The following is a 21075-nucleotide window of genomic DNA, read 5'->3' as shown; positions in this document are numbered from 1 at the left end:
CACGGTGTGTCCGGTTGCGGCCGGATCGTTATGCTCAATTTCCCCTCAGATGTAATGACGCTGGTCGCAGTGCGTGACTAAGGTCCTCCCAACCGAGGAGGACGGAGCAAGAAGCCGATGAGCGGAGTTTCAGTGACCAAGGAAACCGAGGGCGCCGGGCCGGCGTCGGGCGACCTGGTCGTGCTGAGCAACGTCAACAAGCACTTCGGCGCGCTGCATGTGCTCCAGGACATCGATCTGACCATCGCCCGTGGCGAGGTCGTCGTCGTGATCGGGCCCTCGGGGTCCGGCAAGTCCACACTGTGCCGCGCCATCAACCGTCTGGAGCCGATCGACTCCGGCAGCATTTCGCTCGACGGGAAGCCGCTGCCCGCCGAAGGCAAGGAGCTGGCCCGACTGCGCGCCGACGTCGGCATGGTCTTCCAGTCCTTCAACCTCTTCGCGCACAAGACCGTCCTGGAGAACGTCACTCTGGGGCAGATCAAGGTCCGCAAGAAGGACAAGCGGGCCGCGGACGAGTTCGCACGGACCCTGCTGGACCGCGTCGGTGTGGCCAACCAGGCGGACAAGTACCCCGCGCAGCTCTCCGGTGGTCAGCAGCAGCGCGTCGCGATCGCCCGCGCGCTGGCCATGGAGCCCAAGGTCATGCTCTTCGACGAGCCGACCTCGGCGCTCGACCCGGAAATGATCAACGAGGTGCTCGAAGTCATGCAGCAGCTCGCACGTGACGGCATGACCATGGTCGTAGTCACCCACGAGATGGGCTTCGCGCGGTCCGCCGCGAATCGGGTCGTCTTCATGGCGGACGGCCAGATCGTCGAAGAGGCGACGCCGGAGCAGTTCTTCACCAACCCTCGCAGCGACCGGGCCAAGGACTTCCTTTCGAAGATCCTGCACCACTGAGCTGCCCGTAACTTTCGAGACAACGAAGGATGTTGACCATGAATCTCCGTAAAGCTAGCGCTGCTGCCGCCGCCGTACTGGCCCTTTCCCTGACCGCGACCGCCTGCGGTTCCGACGACAGCGACTCGTCGAGCGAGGGCGAAGGTGGTGGCAAGAAGATCACCGTCGGTATCAAGTTCGACCAGCCCGGTATCGGCCTGAAGACCCCGGACGGCTCCTACACCGGCTTCGACGTCGATGTCGCGACGTACGTGGCGAAGGAACTCGGTTACGCCGAGAAGGACATCACGTGGAAGGAGACCCCGAGCGCCGACCGCGAGACCGCTCTTGAGCGCGGCGACGTCGACTTCATCGTGGCCTCCTACTCGATCACCGACGAGCGCAAGGCGAAGGTCGACTTCGCCGGGCCGTATCTCCTGGCCCACCAGGACCTGTTGATCCGCTCCGACGACAACATCGCCAAGGGCGCGGACCTGAACGGCAAGAAGCTCTGCTCCGTGGCGGGCTCCACCTCCGCGCAGAACGTGAGTGACGAGCTGGCTCCCAAGGCTCAGCTGAAGGAGTACGGCACGTACTCGGAGTGCATCGACGCACTCGCCAGCGGCGCCGTCGACGCGCTGACCACGGACGACTCGATCCTCGCCGGCTACGCCTCGCAGGACCAGAACAAGGGCAAGTTCAAGCTCGCCGGCCTGAGCCTGAGCAACGAGAACTACGGCATCGGCGTCAAGAAGGGCGACGCCAAGATGGTCGACGACATCAACGCCGCCCTCGAGAAGATGGTGACCGACAAGGCCTGGGACAAGGCCGTGACGGACAACTTCGGCCCGGCCGAGTACAAGAACGAGCCCGCCCCGAAGATCGGCAACATCGTCAGCTGAATCGGCACGGCCGTCAGCTCGTACGGCGCAGATGTGGCGCGCCGCCCCCTGAGGGTGGCGCGCCACGCCATCAACAAACGCGAGAGCGCGGGAGATCGTGTTCGACTTTCTTGAAGGTTACGACCTGCTCGGGGCGTTCTGGGTAACGGTGCAGCTCGCCGTCTTCTCCGGAATCGGCTCCCTCGTCCTGGGCACCATACTTGCCGCGATGCGGGTGAGCCCGGTTCCGCTGATGCGCGGATTCGGCACGGTGTACGTCAACGTCGTCCGGAACATTCCGCTCACCGTCATCATCGTCTTCTCCTCCCTCGGTCTCGCCGACATCTTCGGCATCACGCTGGGGGCGGCCGACGACTTCGACGCCCTGAGTTTCCGGCTGGCCATTCTCGGACTGACCGTCTATACGGCCGCGTTCGTCTGTGAGGCCATCCGGTCGGGCATCAACACGGTGCCGGTCGGGCAGGCGGAGGCCGCGCGGGCCATCGGGCTGAACTTCACCCAGGTCCTGTCGCTCATAGTCCTTCCCCAGGCGTTCCGCTCCGTCATCGGGCCCCTCACGAACGTACTGATCGCCCTGACGAAGAACACGACCGTGGCCGCGGCCATCGGTGTGGCCGAAGCGGCCCTCCTGATGAAGGAGATGATCGAGAACGAGTCGCAACTCATCCTCATCTCGGCGATCTTCGCCTTCGGGTTCGTGGTCCTGACTCTGCCGACCGGTCTCATCCTCGGCTGGGTCGCCAAGCGAGTGGCGGTTAAGCGATGACTTCCGTTCTGTACGACGCGCCGGGCCCCGGAGCCAAGCGGCGCAACATCGTGTACACGGTGCTGTTCCTGATAGTCCTGGGCCTCGGCGTCTGGTGGATCTACTCCGCCATGGACGACAAGGGGCAGCTGGAGTGGGCGAAGTGGAGCCCCTTCACCGAGTCCCAGGCGTGGACGACGTACCTGCTGCCGGGGCTCGCCAACACCGTCAAAGCCGCGGCCCTCGCTCTGGTCATCGCACTGCCGCTCGGCGCTCTCTTCGGTATCGCCCGGCTCTCCGACCACCGGTGGGTCAGGGTCCCGGCCGGTGTGGTCGTCGAGTTCTTCCGCGCGATCCCGGTGCTGATCCTCATGGTGTTCGCGAACCAGTTCTACGCGACGTCCACCGACATCAGTACGGAGATGCGTCCGCTGTACGCGGTCGTCACGGGCCTCGTGCTGTACAACGCGTCCGTCCTGGCCGAGGTCGTCCGCGCGGGCATCCTGTCGCTGCCCAAGGGGCAGACGGAGGCCGCCAAGGCGATCGGTCTGCGCAAGGGCCAGACGATGCGGAGCATCCTGCTGCCGCAGTCGGTGACCGCGATGCTGCCCGCGCTCGTGAGCCAGCTCGTCGTGATCGTGAAGGACACCGCGCTCGGCGGCGCGCTGCTCAGCTTCACGGAGCTGCTCAATGCCCGGAAGACGCTCGCCGCGAACTACTCGAACGTCATCCCGAGCTTCATCGTCGTCGCGGTGATCTTCATCGTGCTGAACCTCCTGCTGACGACGTTCGCGTCCTGGCTGGAGAAGCGGCTGCGCCGGGCCAAGAGGAGCACCGGTGCGGTGCTGACCGGCGAGGCGATGGAGGACCTGACCGCCACGGGTACACCGGAAAGGCTCTCGGACATCCGCAAGACGGACGGCGGGAGCGGCCCGGGTGGCGGCGGCGCGGTTCCCTAGCCGTGACGGTCCCCGGAAACGGGGCCGACGGACTCGACGGAGGCAGCGGCGCGCGGCGTCGCTGCCTCCGTCACTTGACGCAAGCACCCGCAGTAGGTTGCATACGTTCTGTGATCGCTCTCCGGGTTCCAACCGCCAATCGCCACCTGACCGTACGGGCCGGAGGGGTCGCGCCGTGGACCCGGTGATCGTTGTCGGCGCGGGCCCCGTGGGGCTCGCGCTCTCGCTCTGCCTCGCCACCCAGGGCGTTCCCGTCGTCGTGCTGGACGAGGGGACGGGCAAGGACGATCCGCGTCCGGCCCGTACGGCGGTGCTGCGGCCCGACACCGCCGCGCTGATGGCGCGGCTGGGCTGTTCCACGCTCCGTGACGAAGGCGCCTGGTGGGTCGGTTGGCGCCAGTTGAGGCGCAAGCAGCAGATGCGGCAGCTGCCGCTCGGTGACGCGGACGAGGTGGGTGGCGCGAGCGGGGCGGCTGTTGCGGGTGCCGGCCCGGGCGGCGCCGGTTCGGCCGGCGCCGGTGACGGAGAACGCGCCGACGCGGTGTTCCCCTCCCCGTTACACCTCCCCCAGCACGCCCTCACGCGCGGCCTCAGGGACGCCGTGGCGCGCCACGACCTCGTACGGCTGGTGGCGGACAGCCGGCTCGACTCGCTGGAGCAGGACGCGCGGGGCGTCACGGTGCACACGCGTGGCCCCGGGGCGACCTGGTGGCGGGGAAGCCATGTGGTGGGCTGCGACGGCGCCAGGTCGACCGTCCGCAAGCTCCTGGGCGTCCGTTTCCCGGGCCGTACAGCGGTGGAGCGGCACGCGGTCGCCGCGCTCCGCGTCGAACTGCCCTGGCCCGGCGAGGCCGTGCTGCACCGTCAGCCGCCGTGGCGGGGCGGTGGCCAGGAGGTGTCCGCCAGGCCGCTCGCGGGCGGTGTGTGGCGGCTGGACTGGCTGCTGCCCGCCCGGGGCGAGCTGGTCACGCCGGAGGCGCTGGTGACGCGGGTACGGGACACCCTGGCCGGGTGGTGCGGCGAGACGCCGCCGTACGACCTGCTCGACACCGGTGTGTACACGCTGCACCACCGGCTCGCCCGGCGCTGGCGCGTCGGGAGGGCCTTCCTCGCGGGTGACGCCGCGCATCTGCTGGGCGCGCTCGGCACGCAGGGGCTCGACGAGGGGCTGCGGGACGCCGACAACCTGGCCTGGAAGCTGGCGCACGCCTGGCACCACGGGGCGTCGGAGACGCTGCTGGACAGCTACCAGGCGGAACGCCGGACCGCGGTCGCCGCCCGGCTGCGCGCGGCGGACCAGTCGCTGACGATACTTCGCGGCGGCGGAGGGCTGCGTACGTATCTGGGCAGCTCGCGCGGCCACGACGCCCTGCTCGCCGACGGGCATCTGGGGCACGGGCCGCTGGGCGCGCCCCCCGCGTACCCGCACTCCCCCCTGGCGCCTCCGTACGCCGAGGCGCACACGACGGTCGACACCCGGACGGGGGCGCCCGTCGACGACGTGCTGGTGACGGCGCCCGACGGCATGACGGTACGACTGCGGGACCGGCTCGGCAGGGGCAGCATGCTGGTGGTGCTGGTCGCACCGGGAACGGGTGTGTGGGACCGGCGGCACTGGCTGACGGCGGGGGTGATGCCGCGGCTCGCCGAGGCCGTGGCGGCGCTGCCGGCACCGGCCGAGCTGCTGGTCACCGAGAGCTATCCCGGGGCGTCCGCGCACTCCGTGCTGCTCGTACGGCCCGACGGGCATCTGGTCGCGGCCTTCGGCGGAGTGCGTCCCGGCGAGCTGTACGCGGCGGCCGACGCCGCACGTGGGGGTGTGCCTGAGCCCTCTCCGGCGAAAGATCACTCCGCCCGTACGGACCGGACCGCGAACATCAATTGACCGTCGTCGTGATCACATGGTGTACTCCGGAGCGTGACTGACACCGATGTGCGCCTGTGGCGGAGGGTCCATATGGACCTGGTCCGCTATGCGGGCTGTGTGTGTCGTCCGTCCTGCTGAATTCGCCCCCTCTCATGGCGCTCGTCGTGCATCGGTACACGACGTCGCGCATCCGCGAACTTCCAGGACGGTCATCATGTCTCCCTCTCCCGACATCCCCGCGTCCGCTGCCCCGGCGTCAACTGCCGTAGCTCCAAGGGCAGTCGCCTCCCCGGCCGGCTCCCCCGCTCCGGTGCCCGCGGCCCCGGGCGCTCCCACGCAGGCCGAACTGCTGGCCTTCGTCCGGCGTACGGCGGCCGACGCCGAGCTCGTCTCCACCCTCCCCCTCGACCCCGAGGGCCGTACCTGGATCCGCCTCGAAGGCCCCGCCGGCAGCGAGGCGTGGATCATCGGCTGGCCGCCCGGCACGGGGACCGGCTGGCACGACCACGGCGGCTCGTTCGGCGCCTTCGCCACGGCGGGAGGAGCGCTCCAGGAGGACTCGCTGGCCGCCCGGCTGCCGACCGAGGGCTGGAAGACGCTGGAGCTGGCCGAAGGGGTCGACCGGGCGCGGAAGTTGACGAAGGGCGACGCCCGCGCTTTCGGCAGCCATCATGTGCACGAGGTGCGCAACGAGTCGGACTCGGAGCACGCCGTTTCGGTGCACGCCTACTACCCGCCGTTGCCGCTGATGCGCCGCTACAGCCGCACCGGCGCGGTGCTCCGTCTTGAGCAGGTCGAGCGTCCGCAGGAGTGGCAGTGAGCGGCGGGCCGAGCGAGCAGCCGGCGCGGGGCGGGGCAGGCATACCCGCGGCGCCGGTGGGGATCGACGAACTGCTCGACCGGGTCCGTGAGGGACTCGACCGGGTCGAACCGCGCGAGGCCTTCGCCGCCGCCGAGGACGGCGCGCTGCTGGTCGACATCAGGTACGCGGAGCTGCGGGAGCGCGACGGGCTGATCCCCGGTGCGCTGGTCGTGGAGCGCAACGAGCTGGAGTGGCGCCTCGACCCGCAGGGAAGCCACCGGGCGGCGCAGGCCACCAGTCACGATCTGCGCGTCGTGGTGATCTGCGACGAGGGTTACGCGTCGAGTCTCGCGGCTGTCTCACTGCGCCAGCTGGGGCTGCACCGCGCGACGGACCTCGTCGGCGGCTTCCAGGCGTGGAAGGCGGAAGGCATGCCGGTCTCGCACTGAGCGGGTCTGGGCCGGGCCCCGGCCGCCCCCGTGCGGACCGGGTCTGGTGTTCATCGTTCGTCCGGCTGCCCTGTGCTGCGGGCCCCCCGTAAACCTCAGTAGATGCTCTCCTCGTCCAGTCCCTCGGTGTCCTCACCCTCCGCCTCCAGCGCCTGCTTGACCACCCGCAGCGCGAGACCCTGCGGGTATCCCTTGCGGGCCAGCATGCCCGCGAGTCTGCGCACCCTCCTGTCCCGCTCCATGCAGCGGGTGGAGCGGAGTCTGCGGGCGACCAACTCCCGTGCGGTCGCCTCCTCCTGGTCGGAGTCGAGCTGTCCCACCGCCTCGTCGATCAGGTCGGAGTCCACCCCCTTGGTGCGCAGTTCACGCGCCAGGGCACGCCGGGCCAGGCCCCGGCCGTGGTGCCGGGACTCCACCCACGCGTCGGCGAACGCCGCGTCGTTGATCAGTCCCACGTCTTCGAAGCGGGAGAGGACCTCCGCCGCGACATCCGCGGGGATGTCGCGCTTCTCCAACGCGTCCGCCAGCTGTTTCCGGGTGCGAGGGGTCCCGGTGAGCAGGCGCAGACAGATCCCCCGCGCCCGCTCCGCCGGATCCTGGGGCGGCAGCTCCTTCTCGGCCCTCGACGAGTCGGGGCTGCCGCCCGGCTGTTCAGTTCGCCGCCTCTTCGCATAAGGCACTGCGCCGAACTAGCTCTTTACCGCCGCCGCCTTGGCCGACTTGGCCTTGGTGGCGGGAGCGGGCACCGTCTTGGCCGTGTCGCCGGCCGGGGCTCCGGCGGCGGCAGGGCCACCGGCCGCGGCAGCTCCGGGCTCGGCCGCCGGCTCCTCCGGCTTGACGCCGACACCCAGCTTCTCCAGGATCTTCTTCTCGATCTCGTCGGCGAGATCGGGGTTGTCCTTGAGGAAGTTGCGGGCGTTCTCCTTGCCCTGGCCGAGCTGGTCGCCCTCGTACGTGTACCAGGCACCGGCCTTGCGGACGAAGCCCTCCTCCACGCCCATGTCGATCAGACCGCCCTCACGGCTGATCCCGTGGCCGTACAGGATGTCGAACTCGGCCTGCTTGAAGGGCGGCGCGACCTTGTTCTTGACGACCTTGACGCGGGTGCGGTTGCCGACGGCGTCGGTGCCGTCCTTCAGCGTCTCGATACGACGGATGTCGAGCCGCACCGAGGCGTAGAACTTCAGCGCCCGGCCACCCGTGGTGGTCTCCGGCGAGCCGAACATCACGCCGATCTTCTCGCGGAGCTGGTTGATGAAGATGGCCGTGGTCTTGGACTGGTTGAGCGCACTGGTGATCTTCCGGAGCGCCTGGCTCATCAGCCGCGCCTGCAGACCCACGTGCGAGTCGCCCATCTCGCCCTCGATCTCCGCGCGCGGCACGAGGGCCGCGACGGAGTCGATGACGATGAGATCGAGCGCCCCTGAGCGGACCAGCATGTCCACGATCTCCAGGGCCTGCTCGCCGTTGTCCGGCTGGGACAGCAGCAGGCTGTCGATGTCGACGCCGAGCTTCTTCGCGTACTCCGGGTCGAGAGCGTGCTCCGCGTCCACGAAGGCGACCGTGCCGCCCGCCCGCTGGGCGTTCGCCACCGCGTGCAGCGTCAGCGTCGTCTTGCCGGAGGACTCCGGCCCGTACACCTCCACCACTCGGCCACGCGGGATGCCGCCGACGCCGAGCGCGACGTCGAGTGCGGTCGACCCGGTGGGGATGACCTCGATGGGCTCGTTCGGCCGCTCGCCGAGGCGCATTACCGCGCCCTTGCCGAATTGCCGTTCAATTTGGGCGAGAGCGGCGTCCAGCGCCTTCTCGCGGTCGGATCCTGCCATGGGTTCCACCCGATTTGCTTGTGTTGATCGCTTCACATCGAAGACGCTATCCCCTGCCACTGACAATGGGCCTCGACGTCCTCCCGGCCTGTGGATAACTCCCGGCTCCCGGAACCCCGACCAACCGGCCACAACCCATGAGAACGTCTGTTCGATTTTGGTGTCAAGCACCTCTCGCGGGCGTGTCGCGGAGCGGCCGGAGCCGGGGCGGGCGCACGAGTACGGGCACGGAGAGACCGGCACGGGCCGCAACCGACCGCGCCGCCGCTCCGTGACCTACACCGTCCGGTAGCGCAGCAGCACGACACCCGAGGTGAACGGCAGGCTCTGGACCAGCCGCAGCCCCGGCACGTCGGCGGCGCCGGCGCCGGCGAACAGCCGCCGGCCGTGCCCGAGGACCACCGGATACACGAACAGCCGGTACTCGTCGACCAGTCCGGCCGCGACGAGTTCCCGGGCCAGCCTCACGCTGCCCGTGGTCACGATGTCTCCGCCCGCCCCGGCCTTCAACTCCCGGACCTCGGCGCGGACGTCACCCCGCAGCACGGTGGTGTGCTCCCAGCCGGGGTCGCCCAGCGTGCGGGAGATCACGTATTGCGACACGGAGTTGAGGTAGTCGCCGACGCCGGTGGTGTCGTCGGTCCGCCGGGGCCAGTAGCCCCGCATCTCCTCGAAGGTCACCCGCCCGACGAGGAAGGCGTCGGCGGCGGTCATCTGCCTCCGGAGTTCCTCGTTGATGTCGGACTGGTCCTCCGTCCCCTCCGCCGGGGCGAACCAGCCGCCCGCCGCGTCGATGACACCGTCGACGGTGATGTTCTCGGTAATGAGAGAATCGCGCACGCACGGACCTCCGCCTCGTCGGTTGCCGTCGGTCACGGACGACCCCCGCACCCGGCCGAACTCGTCGCGACGGTGCGGCTACTCGCGCGTCCCCGCGACCTCGACCGGCCTCGTGCGCAGCGCCGCCAGTGCCGGTACGACGGCGGCCACCACCGCCAGTACGGCGCTCGCCGCCACCATCGCTCCCAGACTCCCCCAGGGCACGACCAGGGGCGACCGGACGGAGAGCAGCGCGAGGGCGCCTCGCAGGCCGAGGAGATTCAGTCCGGCCACGGCGGCGCCGAGGAGAGAGCCCACAGCCACGACCACCAGGGCCTCGGCCGCGACGAGCCGGAGCACCTGAGGCTTGGTCGCGCCGGTCAGCCGGAGAACCGCGAGGTCGCCGACCCGGTCGGAGGTCGCCATGACCAGGGTGTTCACCAGCGCGATCCCGGTGTAGAGCAGGGCGATCCCCAGAATCAGCAGCATCCCCAGACGGGTGCTCTCGCTGGAGCGGGGGTGGCTCCGCTGCACCCACGCGTCCTTCGTGAGGACGGCCGTTCCCGTCGCCCTGCCAGCCTCGCGCAGCGCGGCGTCGACGGCGGCGACGTCCGCGCCGTCCGCGCCGTCCGCGCCGTCCCGCAGCTTGATGTCGACGCGGTCGACCGTGGCGCCGGGGGCGTTGCGCGGGGTCACGTACACCCCGTTGTCGCCGGTGCCGGTACGGAGCACCGCCACGATCCGCAGGGTCGCCTCGCGGCCGTCGCCCAGCCAGACCCTGACCCGCTGCCCGACGGTCCCCTCCAGCCACTCCTCGTTGACGACGATGCCGCCGTCGTCGAGATCGGCCACCCGGCCTGATGCCACCGGCAGCCGGGCCACCGCGGCGAGATCGGCCGGGTCCACGGCTCTGGCCTCGGTCGTCACGAGAGCCACGTCCTCTTCGAGGACGGTCACGGCGGTGGCCCGGGAGGCGCTCACGGCCGTGCCGGGGATGCTCCGCGCGCGCGTCACGAACGCGTCGGGCAGTGCGCCCTCCTCGCCCGGCGCCGTCACCACGTAGTCGGCGCTCGTCTGAGCCGCGGCCTCGGTGGACTTGGCCTCGCTGATCGTCGCCGTCGTACCCAGGAGGGAGGCGGCGAGCGCGACGGTGATCAGTACGGGAGCGGCGACGGCCGCTGTGCGGCGCACCCCGGTGGCCGCGTTCTGCCGCGCCAGCAGACCGGTGGCGCCGGGCAGCCGGGCCGGCAGCCACGTGACGAGCCTGACCACCGGCGGCACGAGCACGGGCGCGTACAGGGCGAAGCCGACGATCAGCAGCATCGGCCGGGTGATGTAGGTCTTCCTTTTGAGGGCCTCGCCGGGATCGGTGGCCAGCGACCATACGAGCAGTCCCAGGCCCGCCAGCAGGACGAGGGCTCCGAGCAGCCGGCGGCTCGGGGGCATCGCCCCGCTGTCGACCGCGGCCTCCCGCAGCGCCTCGGTGGGCTTGATCCGTCCCGCCCGCCAGGAGGACGTCAGCACGCCGGCCATCGCCACGCACAGGCCCGTCCAGAAGGCTGTGTGCAGCGGCCAGGTCTGGTCGCCGATCGCGAACCAAGGCGGTGCGATAGCGTTGTCGACCAGCCACGCGGCGAGCGGCGGCGCGCCCATGTCGCCGAGCAGGCAGCCCGCGGCCGAGGCCGGTACGGCGACGAGGACCGCCTCGGCGAACACCGTCCGCCGTATCTGCCGGGGAGTGGCGCCCGCCGTACGGAGCAGACCGAACTCGCGTCTGCGCTGGGCCACGGCGAAGGCGAAGGTCGACGCGACCACGAAGACGGAGACGAAGCAGGTGATGCCCGCCGCCGTGCCCAGCAGGGCGTTGACGGCGACCAGGGCCTCGCTGTCGCGGTCCGGGTCGGGGTCGGCCCTGCGCCGTTCGCCACCGGTCAGGACCTCGAACCCGGGCCCGCTGCCGGCCGGAGTGTCGGACGCCTGGGTGCCGGCGGTCGCCCGTACGGCCTTCCGTACCGCCGTCGCGTCCACGTGCACCACCAACGCGTCTATACGGGGCGAGAGTTGGGCCGCCTCCGCGTCGGTGAAGAACATGGGGTTCTCGAAGTCCGTCGCGCCGACGGTGCCGACGACGGTGCGGCTGCCGGTCCCGGCCGGGGTCCTGACTCGCACGCGGTCGCCGACCTCCACGCCACCGCCGGAGCGGGCCCGCGTGGCCGGCGCAACGGCGACGACGATCTCCTCGGCCGTCGCGGGCGCGCGTCCGTCCGTGAGCCGGTACGGCGTGGCCGCCGCGACCGACCACGGATGCCCGACCGCGCCCGCCCCGTCCCCGCTGTCTATGCCACCTCCCAGGGAGGCGTCGGCGAGGGACACCGGGAACGTCCGGTCCTCGACGGTAGGGCCGAGCCGTGCGAGTGCTGCGGCCAGACCGTCCGGCACCGGCCGCGGATCGGTGAGTCGCTGCGTGCGCTCGCCGGCCGGCGTGGAGACCCGCAGGGTGTCGGATGCCCTGACGACCACCGGGGCGGCGGCGAAGCGCTCAGGTCCCCGGTGCGGTGCCTGGAACGTGGCCGCAAGCGCGAGCCCGGTGGCGGCGATGAGCCCCACGCCGAGGGCGAGCGCGACGAACGACCCGGTGAAGGTGACCCAGCGGGCCCTCATGCCCTGGAGCGTCAGCCTCAGCACGGGGCCACCGCCAGGGCGGTCATCCGCTCGGCGATCCGGTCCGCGGTCGGGGAGTCGAGAGCGCCCCGCACGCGGCCGTCCGCCAGGAAGAGCACCCGGTCCGCGTACGACGCGGCCATCGGGTCGTGCGTCACCATGATCACCGTCTGGCCGCCGTCGACCATGCCGCGCAGCAGGGCGAGGACCTCCTGGCCCGTCCGGGAGTCCAGCGCCCCCGTCGGCTCGTCGCCGAAGAGGACGTCGGGGCGGGTGACGAGCGCCCTGGCGAGCGCCACCCGCTGCTGCTGGCCGCCGGAGAGCTCGCTCGGCCGGTGCCCCGCGCGGTCGCGCAGCCCCACCCGCTCCAGCACGTCGAGAACGGCGCCCCGTTTCGGCCGCCGGCCGGCCAGGCGCAGCGGGAGCGCGACATTCTGTTCGGCGGTCAGCGAGGGGAGCAGGTTGAACGCCTGGAAGACGAAGCCGACGCGTTCGCGCCGCAGCAGGGTCAGCTTGTTCTCGCTGAGCGAGGTCAGGTCGCGGCCCCCGAGAAGCACGGTCCCGCTGGTGGGCCGGTCCAGTCCGGCCGTGCACTGGAGCAGGGTGGACTTGCCGGAGCCGGAAGGTCCCATGACGGCGGTGAAGGTGCCCTTGGGTATGTCGAGGGTGACCCGGTCGAGCGCCGTCACCGCCGCGGCGCCCTTCCCGTAGGACCGCGTGAGCGAACGGAGCCGGACCGCGACGTCCTTCGTGACGTCCTTCGTAAGGATGCCGTCCCGGGCGTTGTCGTGGGCGGCGGTGTTGGTCATGTCGTTCATGGCGATCACTCAAGCCGCGCCGGGCGCCGGGCACATCACAGCAGGACGCCACGCCGGTGGTGGAGCTGTCTCCACCCGCGCTCCAACCCGCGCGACGCCCCCGCGAGGCGCCACGCGAGGCAGGTGGGGCTACGTACGGGGCGAAAGGTGGAGCCAGCTGGGTGGTCGCCCCGTCCGGCACCCGCCTACCGTGCGTCCATGCACTCCCCCAGCCTCTGGCGGGCGCTCCGGGCGCCCCGTTACCTCCTCGGCGGGTGGCCGTGGCGCTCCGCGGCGTACCTGCTGAGCGGCGTGCTCGTCGGTGTCGCGACCCTGGTCTCGCTGCTCCTGCTGGCGGTCACCGGCGGCGCGCTGGCGGTGGTCCTGATCGGACTTCCGCTGCTGCTGATGTTCGCCCTCGCGGGCATCCCGCTGGCCGCGCTGGAGCGTCGCCGGCTGCGGCTGATCGACCCCGCCGTACTGGCCGATCCGCACCGCGAGCCGGACGGCCCCGGCCTCGCCGCGTGGGTACGGGTCCGCCTCAAGGAGCGGGCCACGTGGCGGGAGTTGGGCTACGCCCTGCTGTTCGCCTTCGTGCTGTGGCCGCTGGAGGCGCTGGTCGTCGGAACGGTGCTCGTCGTCTGCGGCGGCCTGCTGGCCACGCCGGTCGTCATGGCCACGGTCGGCGGGGGCGAGGAAGTCCGCGTACTGAAGATCTGGCTGGCCCACTCGTACCCGCAGGCGTTCGCGGCGGCGCTGGTCGGTGCGCTCGTGCTGCCCCTGCTCGCCTATCCGCTGGGTGTGGTGGCCGCCGGGCGTGCGGCGCTGACCAGACAGCTGCTGTCGCCCCGTGAGGCCGCCGTGGATTCCCGGATCCAGGAGCTGGGCCGTTCCCGGATGCGGCTGGTGGACGCCTTCGAGGCGGAGCGCCGCCGGATCGAGCGCGACCTCCACGACGGCGCGCAGCAGCGCCTGGTGGCCCTGTCGATGACGCTCGGCCTGGCGAGGCTGGAGAACCCCGGTGAGCCGCTGGGCGGCCTCCTGGCCAAAGCACACGACGAGGCGGGCACCGCGCTGGTGGAGATCAGGGAGCTGATCCGGGGCATCCATCCCCAAGTACTCACCGACCGGGGGCTGAAGGACGCCGTCGAGGACGTCGCCGACCGGTCGACGGTGCCGGTCGACGTACGGTTCGAGCTGCCGGGGCGGTTGCCCGAACCGGTCGAGACGGCGGCGTACTTCGCGGTCTCCGAGGCGCTCGCGAACGTCGCGAAGCACAGCGGGGCCGCCCGCGCGGAGGTACGTGGCGAAATCGCCGACGGCGAACTGGTCGTGGAGGTCAAGGACGACGGGGCGGGCGGCGCGGACTTCTCCGGCGGCAGCGGCCTCCAGGGGGTCGCGGACCGCATCTCGGTGCTCGACGGCCGGCTGCGGATCTCCAGCCCCGCCGGCGGCCCCACCGTGTTCCGTGTACGGATCCCCTGCATACTCGCCCACACCGCCGCGACCGCCGAACCGGCCACCCCCACCACCACTCCCACCCGGACGAGGACCTGATGTCGCGCATCGTGCTGGCCGAGGACAGCGTGCTCCTGCGGGACGGCCTGAAGGGCCTGCTCGAACGCTTCGGGCACCAGGTCGTCGCCGAGGCCGGGACCGCCGGCGAGCTGACCGCCGCGGTGGCGGAGCACCGGCCCGACATCGTGGTGACGGACGTACGCATGCCGCCGGGGTTCTCCGACGAAGGGCTTCGCGCGGCGCTGGAGTTGCGTGAGCGGCAGCCGGAGCTGCCCATCCTCGTACTGAGCCAGTACGTGCAGCGCGCGTACGCCGAGGAGTTGCTCGACTCCTCGGACGGCACCAGTGTCGGCTATCTCCTCAAGGAACGGATCGGGCACGTCGAGGAGTTCGTCGACGCCGTCCGCCGTGTCGCCGAGGGGGCCACGGTGGTTGACCCCGAGGTCGTACGACAGCTGCTCAGGCACCGGCGCGCCCCTCTGTCGAGGCTGACGCCGCGCGAACAGGAAGTACTGGCGCTGATGGCGGAGGGCAGGTCCAACGCGGCTGTCGGCGCGGCGCTGCACGTCAGCGAGGGAACGGTGAGCAAGCACTTCGGCAGCATCCTCACCAAACTCGACCTCTCACTGACGGACGCGACGAACCGCCGCGTCCTGGCCGTGCTCGCCTATCTGCGCGGCTGAGCCCCGCCGGGAGAGGCCGAAGGCCTCCTGGGGGCTCAGGCGCCGCTGTCCGCGCGGGGCGGCGGCACGCGCGGGCCGCCACGTCGCAGCGGGCCGCGGCGCAGTGCCCGGCGCATCCGCGCCAGTGTGCGCCCGGCGCCACGGCGCCGGTGCCCGTGCACACGCGGGTCGTCCGTCACGTCGTAACGCTTCACGTACGCCCCGAGGAAGGCCTGCAGCGTCGCCACGGCGGGGATGGCGATCAGCGCGCCGACCGCGCCGAGCAGCGCCGTACCGGCGACGACCGAGCCGAAGGCCACGGCGGGGTGGATGTCGACGGTCCTGGCGGTGAGTTTGGGCTGGAGGACGTAGTTCTCGAACTGCTGGTAGATCACGACGAATCCGAGCACCCACAGCGCGTACCACGGGGCCACCGTGAAGGCGATCAGGAACGGCAGGGCGCCGGCCAGATAGGTGCCGATGGTCGGCAGGAACTGCGAGACGAGGCCCACCCAGACCGCGAGCACCGGCGCGTACGGGATCCCGAGGATCTCCAGCAGGATGTAGTGCGCGACGCCGGAGATGAGGGCCATCAGCCCGCGCGAGTAGATGTAGCCGCCGGTCTTGTCGACAGCGATCTCCCAGGCGCGCAGCACCTCGGCCTGCTTGGCCGGCGGCAGGACGGAGCACACGGTGCGTCGCAGCCGCGGCCCGTCGGCGGCGAAGTAGAACGAGAACAGGAAGATCGTCAGGAGCCGGAAGAGACCGCCGAGCACGGTGGTCGAGATGTCGAGAACACCGCTCGCGCTGTTCTGGACGTATCTCTGCAGCCAGTCGGAGTGGAGCAGGCTGTCCTGGACGGCCACGCGCGACAGCTCGGTGCGGAAGTTCTGGTTGGTCCAGTTGATGAGGGAGTCGAGGTACTTGGGGAAGTCCTCGACGATCTCGATGATCTGCCCGGCGAGCATCGAGCCGAGCAGGACGACGAAGCCGACGCTGGCGATCAGTACGGCGAAGAACACCAGGAACGTGGCGAGTCCGCGCCGCACACCGTGCGAAGCCATCCGGCTGACGGCCGGCTCGACCGCCAGCGCCAGGAAGAAGGCGATCAGGATGTTGATCAGCAGCGAGAGGAGCTGGTGGAAGGCCCAACTGCCCAGCTGGAAACAGGCGACGAGGGTCAGCGCGAGCACCATGGCCCGAGGCAGCCAGCGGGGCATGCGGGCCGCCCCGTCCACACCTCCCGCCGCGGGCGGGGGCGGGGGCGGAGATGACGGCTGGGGGTCCTGGGCTGTTTCGTCGGTCAGCGGCACAGGGTCAGTGTCGCGTACGCGTACGTCACCGTTTCTCGGCGGGCACTCCCATGGCGGCGCAGACCGCCCTCCAGACGTCCTTGGCCTCCCAGCCGGCGTCGAGCGCCTCGTGCACCGTACGGCCGCCCAGCTCCGCCATCACATGGTCGCGGGCGAAGGAGTCCGCGTACGCGGGGCCGAAGTGGTCCGCCATCCGTTCCCAGAAAATCGTCAACCGCATGCCTCCATTATCCCGCTCCCGAGAGTGCGGCCGGGGCCGTCCGCCCCGCACGGGGCGCCGGGCGTCCCACGGTCGGTGAAACGCGCCCGGTGGCCGCGCGGCTCCCGGTCAGCCGCCGAGAGCGCGTACAGCGGCCGTCACCGCGACCGCCGCCGCGATGACGACCAGGAACGGGGCACGCAGCACCAGCGCGAGCCCCGCCGCCGTGAGCCCGGCCACCCTGGCGTCCACGACCAGGGCGCCGTCGGGGCCGCCGAAGGCCTGCTGCGCCGTGAGAGCCGCCAGCAGCGCCACGGGCAGCAGTGCGGAGAGCCGCTGGACGATTGGGCGCTCCAGGACGCCCGCCGGTACGAGCAGCCCGAGCAGTTTGACGAGGTAGCAGCCGACAGCGGTCAGTGCGACGGCGATCCAGATACTCAACGGTCCGTCCCCTTCCGGTCGGTGGTCCCGCGGCCCTCGAACCAGAGCACGGCGGGGGCGGCGAGCGCGGCGACGAGCACCGGCACGCCGGCGGGGAGCAGCGGCAGGAAACCGAGCCCGAGGACGACGGCGACGGCCGCGACGGCGCGCTCCGTCGTCGTCCGCAGCATGGGGGCGAGCAGGGCCAGGAAGACGGCGGGCCCGGCCGCGTCGAGCCCCCACGCGTCGGTGTCACCGATGGCCTCGGCCCCGAGCGCCCCGAGCAGGGTGGTGAGGTTCCACAGCACGTAGAGGGTGAGGCCGGTGACGGTGAAGCCGAGTCGCGCGCCGCGCCGGGTGGGCTGCGCGAGTGCGACGGCCGCCGTCTCGTCGATGACCCACTGGGCGGCGAAGGGGCGTATGAACCGTGGCAGTGCCAGCAGTTGAGACAGACGCAGTCCGTAGAAGGTGTTGCGTACGCCGAGGAAGAAGGCACCGGCGGCGGCGGTGAGGGGATTGCCGCCCGCCGCCAGCGCGCCGACGAGCGCGAACTGCGAGGCCCCGGTGAAGACCAGCAGGCTGAGCGCGCAGCTCTGTAGGAGGGTGAGGCCCGCCCCGGCGGAGGTCACGCCGAAGGCGAAGCCGGAGAGGCCGACGGCGATGCCGACGCCGAGCGCGTCGCGGACGACGGCCGAATCCGGCTTCGGCTCCCCGCGCGGATCGTCCCTCGGCTCACCGCTGGGCCCGGCCTCCGGCGCCGTACGGGCAACCGTGCCGCCCGCGACACCTGCCCCCGTACCGCTCCCACTGTCGTTCGCGGCTTCGCCGCTCGCCTCCGGGCCCGGCCCGGCGGATGTCCCCGTCGGTTCCGGACCCGGCGCCGATGCTGTCTGTTCTGCCACGTCTTCTGCCACGTCACGGACGCTACGGGGCGGGCGCGGGCCCCGTCTTGTACGTTCTTGCGCGCCCCGTTGCCGTTCCACGCGCCGTCCCGCGCCCCGTCCCGCGCGCCGGCAGCCAGCCTTCGTCCCGGGCGAGCCGACGTGCCATGTGTACGAGCGCGGCCACCGCCTCCGGGGCGTCGCACGGCCAGGCCAGTTGGAGTTCGACGGCCGGCAGTTCGTCGAGCAGCGGCACGGCGACCATGCTCGGGGGCAGATGCTCGCGCAGCGGGCTCGGCAGGATCATGAAGTCCCGCCCGCTGAGGGCCGACCCCAGAGTGCGCAGCCCCGGCAGCCGGTTCTCCCAGACGTCGAAGGTCTCCCCCGACGTGCCCAGGGCGGCCAGGACCCCGTCGTAGTAGCGCGGCGCGACGGCGCGTGGGAAGAACCGGAGTGTCTCGCCCCGTAGTTCCCGGAGGGCCACCGCGGGTCGGCCCGCGAGGGGATGTCCGACGTCGAGCACGGCGGTCAGCGGATCGCGCCGGATCGTCGCGGTGCGGTGACCGGACGGTATCTGCACCAGTCGGCCGAGAAGCACATCGATCTCGCGGTCGCGCAGGGCGGCGGTGAGCTCGGTGTCCCAGGCTTCTCTGGCGTCCACGTCGATCCCGGGGTGGTGCTCGCGCATCGCGGCGAAGAGCTTGGGCATCTCGTCGAACGCCGTCGTGACCGTGTAGCCGATCCTGACGGTGCCCTTGCCGACGCCGCCGATCAGCCGTACCCGCTCGACGGCCTGTTCCGTCTCCCGCAGGATCCGGCGGCACGACTCGACGAACACCAGGCCCGCCTCGGTCGGCCTGGTGGGCCGCCGGTGGAACAGCTGAACCCCCAACTCCCTTTCGAGAGAGCTGATCTGACGGCTCAACGGCGGCTGCGTCATATGGAGCGCCTCGGCCGCGCCCTCGAAACCCCCCGCGTCGGCGATCGCGATCACGTACCGCATGAGCCGCAGGTCGACGGACATACCCGGAGGGTATCCGAGCATTCCCAACGGGTGAGGGCAGTCCGTCGACATCCCCGGGGCCCGGCTGTCAGGGTGTGATCAAGGGCCCCGGGCCGGTCTCGCACCAGCCACGGCTCACGTGCCCCCACGCCCCCATGGACAGACGAACGCGTCGGTGCCCACGCGCGCCGACGCGCCTGCCGACGACCCATCGGCGCACCCGAAATGAACCGGAAAGACCGCATCCGTGAAGAAGCGCGGCCGAAGCGGCACGCGCCGAGCAGGACGGAGTTCTCCATGGACCACCAGCACTCGAAGGGCTCACCGTCGGCGCCGAGCCGCCGCACCGTCGTCGCGGGGGCCGTGGCCGGCGCGGCGGGCCTCCTGTCGGCGACCGGGCCGTCGGCCACCGCCGCCGCGCACGGACGCGGGAAGGGCGCCGGTACGTCGCCGGGCACAGCCGCCGGTACGCCTCCCGGCCCGTCCCCCGATTCGGCCCCCGGCGACCTCGTTCTCAAGACGGTGCCCCGCACGGGCGAGCGGCTGCCGGCGATCGGGCTCGGCTCCTTCATGACGTTCGACTCCCACACGCCGCGCACACCCCGCGCGGTGCGCGACGTGGTCCGTACGCACTGGGAGGGCGGCGGCCGGGTCTTCGACTGCTCCCCGCTGTACGGCATGGCCGAGTCGACCCTCGGTGGCGCCACCGAGTCGCTCGGTATCGGCGAGCGGATGTTCATCACGGACAAGATCTGGACGACGGGCGAGTACCTCTGGGAGACCCGCCAGGCCGAGGACATCCTCAAGCGCTCCCAGCGGCGCCTGCGCCGCGAGCGGCCGATCGACGTCCTCCAGTGCCACAGCCTGGTCAACATCGATGTCGTGCTGCCCCTCCTGCACGCCCTGAAGAAGGAGGGCACGATCCGCCACCTCGGGATCTCGCATCACGACCCCGCCTACTACGACCTCATGACGAGCTGGGGTCGAGCGCGGCGAACCGGACTTCGTCCAGGTGCACTACTCCATCCACACCAGGGCTGCCGAGAACACCGTCCTGCGGGCCGCCGCCGAGCGCGGCGTGGCGGTCCTGGTGAACATGCCTCTTGAGAAGGCGCGGCTGCACCATGCCGTGGAGGGGCACCGGCTGCCCGCGTTCGCCGCGGACTTCGGGATCGAGACCTGGTCGGCCTTCTTCCTGAAGTGGGTCGTCTCGCACCCCGCCGTCACCGTCGCTCTGCCCGCGACGTCCAATCGTGAACATGTCCTGGAGAACCACGCGGCCATGCGCGGACCGCTGCCCGACCCGGACACCCGTGAGCGGATGGTGCGCCATATGGAGACGATCCCCGCCTTCGGCCGCATCGCCACGGTGCCGTGGTACCCGGGCAAGAGCTACCCGGGCGTCATCAGCACGGCCCAGGAGAAGCTGCGCGCGCGCAGCCCGTGGTGGCCCTCGTAACGGCCCCGCGCCTCTCCCGCGTACTCAGCTGCCGCCCGGCGCCCGCTCCTTGCGGTACGCGCCGGGCGGCACCCCCACGATCCGGGTGAAATGCCGGTTCAGGTGCGGCTGGTCGGTGAAACCGACGAGGCCGGCCACCTCGGCGGGGGCCGTCCCCGCGTCCAGCAGATGGCGGGCCCTGCGCACGCGCGCGTCGGTGAGCCAGGTGTGCGGAGGCATGCCGTACGCGTCCTTGAATGCCCGCAGCAGGGCGAACGGGCCGGTGCCCAGTTCGGCCGCGAGCCGCTCCAGCGACGGCGGGTCGGCGAGCCGCCGCTCCAGCACGGCACGCGCGCGTGCCGCCGTCCTGGCGCCTGCGCCCCGCGCCGTCCGTCGCGGCAGCGCGGCCCCGTTCAGCCGCAGGAGGCGGGTGACGGCGACCCGCAGCAGCGTGTCGGCGGCGAGGGCGTTCCCCTCGTCGGCGGCGCGCAGGACCCGGTGGACGAGGCGGACGGCGTACGGGTCGTCGACGACGGGCTCGACGAAGCCCGGCGTACCGCTGATCCGCGTCGTCTCGGCCGCGATCTCCGCGACGAGGCCGGGGGAGGGATAGACGGCCCCGTACCGCCAGCCCTCGGGCCCCTGCGCGTGGCCGGTGTGCGGGGTGTCGGGGTTGACCAGTGCCAGGGAGCCGGGGCCCGCGTACCGGTCGCTGCCGCCGTGGTGGAACACCTCCACGCCGTCGGTGATCGCGGCGATGACGAACGTCTCGTGGGTGTGCCTGATGAACGTCTTGCTGATGTACCGGGCCCGCAGGAGGTCGACGCCGGGCAGCTCCGGGTAGCGCCAGTGCCGTGCCTGCTCCCGAGCCGCCATGGGCCCCAGTTTGCACCGGCCGCTCAGCGCCCGACCTCCCCTTTCCTCCCCGG

General features: G+C 71.5%; 23 protein-coding genes. 12 read left to right on the top strand and 11 right to left on the bottom strand.

Annotated elements, in window-relative coordinates; genetic code table 11:
- Positions 1-117: 117 nt before the first annotated feature.
- The 8 genes from IEY79_RS20425 to IEY79_RS20395 all read left to right on the top strand — a co-directional run bounded on the left by IEY79_RS20425 (position 118) and on the right by IEY79_RS20395 (position 6606).
- Positions 118-903 carry an amino acid ABC transporter ATP-binding protein gene (locus tag IEY79_RS20425; protein ID WP_189108990.1) on the top strand — a complete coding sequence of 262 codons (786 nt, stop codon included), beginning with the start codon at positions 118-120 and terminating at the stop codon, positions 901-903.
- A 38-nt stretch (positions 904-941) separates the two neighbouring features.
- Positions 942-1784 carry a glutamate ABC transporter substrate-binding protein gene (locus IEY79_RS20420; RefSeq protein WP_189108989.1) on the top strand — a complete coding sequence of 281 codons (843 nt, stop codon included), beginning with the start codon at positions 942-944 and terminating at the stop codon, positions 1782-1784.
- Between the two features lie 97 nt (positions 1785-1881).
- Complete coding sequence (locus tag IEY79_RS20415) at positions 1882-2550, top strand: amino acid ABC transporter permease (RefSeq protein WP_189108988.1); 669 nt, start codon at positions 1882-1884, stop codon at positions 2548-2550.
- Positions 2547-3488, top strand: a complete 942-nt coding sequence (locus IEY79_RS20410; RefSeq protein WP_189108987.1) for an amino acid ABC transporter permease — start codon at positions 2547-2549, stop codon at positions 3486-3488. The genes IEY79_RS20415 and IEY79_RS20410 overlap by 4 nt, the downstream gene beginning before the upstream one ends.
- Before the next feature lie 175 nt (positions 3489-3663).
- Positions 3664-5373: an FAD-dependent monooxygenase gene (locus tag IEY79_RS20405; RefSeq protein ID WP_189108986.1), complete on the top strand. Its 1710-nt coding sequence runs from the start codon at positions 3664-3666 to the stop codon at positions 5371-5373.
- 33 nt (positions 5374-5406) lie between these two features.
- Entirely contained in the window at positions 5407-5493 is an 87-nt protein-coding gene (locus IEY79_RS38420; protein ID WP_311605579.1) for a putative leader peptide, read from the top strand.
- A 76-nt stretch (positions 5494-5569) separates the two neighbouring features.
- Complete coding sequence (locus IEY79_RS20400) at positions 5570-6175, top strand: cupin domain-containing protein (protein ID WP_189108985.1); 606 nt, start codon at positions 5570-5572, stop codon at positions 6173-6175.
- Positions 6172-6606 (top strand): rhodanese-like domain-containing protein, encoded by a 435-nt coding sequence (locus tag IEY79_RS20395; RefSeq protein WP_229700993.1) that lies wholly within the window; start codon positions 6172-6174, stop codon positions 6604-6606. The genes IEY79_RS20400 and IEY79_RS20395 overlap by 4 nt, the downstream gene beginning before the upstream one ends.
- Before the next feature lie 95 nt (positions 6607-6701).
- On the opposite strand, the gene recX is transcribed toward IEY79_RS20395, so the two are convergent.
- The 5 genes from recX to IEY79_RS20370 all read right to left on the bottom strand — a co-directional run bounded on the left by recX (position 6702) and on the right by IEY79_RS20370 (position 12724).
- Positions 6702-7286 carry a recombination regulator RecX gene (recX, locus tag IEY79_RS20390; protein ID WP_189108983.1) on the bottom strand — a complete coding sequence of 195 codons (585 nt, stop codon included), beginning with the start codon at positions 7284-7286 and terminating at the stop codon, positions 6702-6704.
- Positions 7287-7295: 9 nt separating this feature from the next.
- Positions 7296-8435, bottom strand: a complete 1140-nt coding sequence (gene recA, locus IEY79_RS20385) for a recombinase RecA (protein ID WP_189108982.1) — start codon at positions 8433-8435, stop codon at positions 7296-7298.
- Positions 8436-8711: 276 nt separating this feature from the next.
- Complete coding sequence (locus IEY79_RS20380; protein WP_189108981.1) at positions 8712-9275, bottom strand: dihydrofolate reductase family protein; 564 nt, start codon at positions 9273-9275, stop codon at positions 8712-8714.
- A 78-nt stretch (positions 9276-9353) separates the two neighbouring features.
- Positions 9354-11939, bottom strand: coding sequence for an FtsX-like permease family protein (locus IEY79_RS20375; protein ID WP_189108980.1), 2586 nt, complete (start codon positions 11937-11939; stop codon positions 9354-9356).
- Positions 11933-12724, bottom strand: coding sequence for an ABC transporter ATP-binding protein (locus IEY79_RS20370; protein WP_189109122.1), 792 nt, complete (start codon positions 12722-12724; stop codon positions 11933-11935). Before IEY79_RS20370 ends, IEY79_RS20375 begins: the two co-directional genes overlap by 7 nt.
- Before the next feature lie 207 nt (positions 12725-12931).
- On the opposite strand from IEY79_RS20370, the gene IEY79_RS20365 reads away from it, so the two are divergent.
- Together IEY79_RS20365 and IEY79_RS20360 are read left to right on the top strand one after the other, a co-directional pair.
- The gene (locus tag IEY79_RS20365) at positions 12932-14269 is read left to right on the top strand and encodes a sensor histidine kinase (protein ID WP_189108979.1); all 1338 of its coding nucleotides are present in this window, start codon (positions 12932-12934) and stop codon (positions 14267-14269) included.
- Positions 14269-14913 (top strand): response regulator, encoded by a 645-nt coding sequence (locus IEY79_RS20360; RefSeq protein WP_189108978.1) that lies wholly within the window; start codon positions 14269-14271, stop codon positions 14911-14913. Before IEY79_RS20365 ends, IEY79_RS20360 begins: the two co-directional genes overlap by 1 nt.
- A gap of 35 nt (positions 14914-14948) precedes the next feature.
- Here IEY79_RS20360 and IEY79_RS20355 read toward each other — a convergent pair whose 3' ends face one another.
- From IEY79_RS20355 to IEY79_RS20335, 5 genes are all read right to left on the bottom strand, one after another.
- Positions 14949-16205 (bottom strand): AI-2E family transporter, encoded by a 1257-nt coding sequence (locus tag IEY79_RS20355; protein ID WP_373292587.1) that lies wholly within the window; start codon positions 16203-16205, stop codon positions 14949-14951.
- A 25-nt stretch (positions 16206-16230) separates the two neighbouring features.
- On the bottom strand, positions 16231-16425 hold the full coding sequence (locus IEY79_RS20350; RefSeq protein ID WP_189108977.1) for a DUF3046 domain-containing protein: 195 nt from the start codon (positions 16423-16425) through the stop codon (positions 16231-16233).
- A gap of 108 nt (positions 16426-16533) precedes the next feature.
- On the bottom strand, positions 16534-16845 hold the full coding sequence (locus tag IEY79_RS20345) for an AzlD domain-containing protein (protein ID WP_189108976.1): 312 nt from the start codon (positions 16843-16845) through the stop codon (positions 16534-16536).
- Positions 16842-17738 carry an AzlC family ABC transporter permease gene (locus tag IEY79_RS20340; protein WP_229700992.1) on the bottom strand — a complete coding sequence of 299 codons (897 nt, stop codon included), beginning with the start codon at positions 17736-17738 and terminating at the stop codon, positions 16842-16844. Before IEY79_RS20340 ends, IEY79_RS20345 begins: the two co-directional genes overlap by 4 nt.
- Positions 17739-17748: 10 nt before the next feature.
- The gene (locus IEY79_RS20335) at positions 17749-18729 is read right to left on the bottom strand and encodes a LysR family transcriptional regulator (protein WP_189108975.1); all 981 of its coding nucleotides are present in this window, start codon (positions 18727-18729) and stop codon (positions 17749-17751) included.
- A gap of 276 nt (positions 18730-19005) precedes the next feature.
- Here IEY79_RS20335 and IEY79_RS38035 point away from each other — a divergent pair, with 276 nt between their 5' ends.
- Positions 19006-19815, top strand: a complete 810-nt coding sequence (locus tag IEY79_RS38035) for an aldo/keto reductase (RefSeq protein WP_189108974.1) — start codon at positions 19006-19008, stop codon at positions 19813-19815.
- Positions 19721-20167, top strand: a complete 447-nt coding sequence (locus tag IEY79_RS38030; protein WP_189108973.1) for an aldo-keto reductase family protein — start codon at positions 19721-19723, stop codon at positions 20165-20167. The genes IEY79_RS38035 and IEY79_RS38030 overlap by 95 nt, the downstream gene beginning before the upstream one ends.
- A gap of 24 nt (positions 20168-20191) precedes the next feature.
- Here IEY79_RS38030 and IEY79_RS20320 read toward each other — a convergent pair whose 3' ends face one another.
- Positions 20192-21022 (bottom strand): AraC family transcriptional regulator, encoded by an 831-nt coding sequence (locus tag IEY79_RS20320; protein ID WP_189108972.1) that lies wholly within the window; start codon positions 21020-21022, stop codon positions 20192-20194.
- Positions 21023-21075: the final 53 nt, after the last annotated feature.

Source organism: Streptomyces camponoticapitis (genome assembly GCF_014646115.1).
Lineage (GTDB): Bacteria > Actinomycetota > Actinomycetes > Streptomycetales > Streptomycetaceae > Streptomyces > Streptomyces camponoticapitis.
Note: the sequence above shows the minus strand (reverse complement) of the source record. Positions and strands in the feature narration are given on the sequence as shown.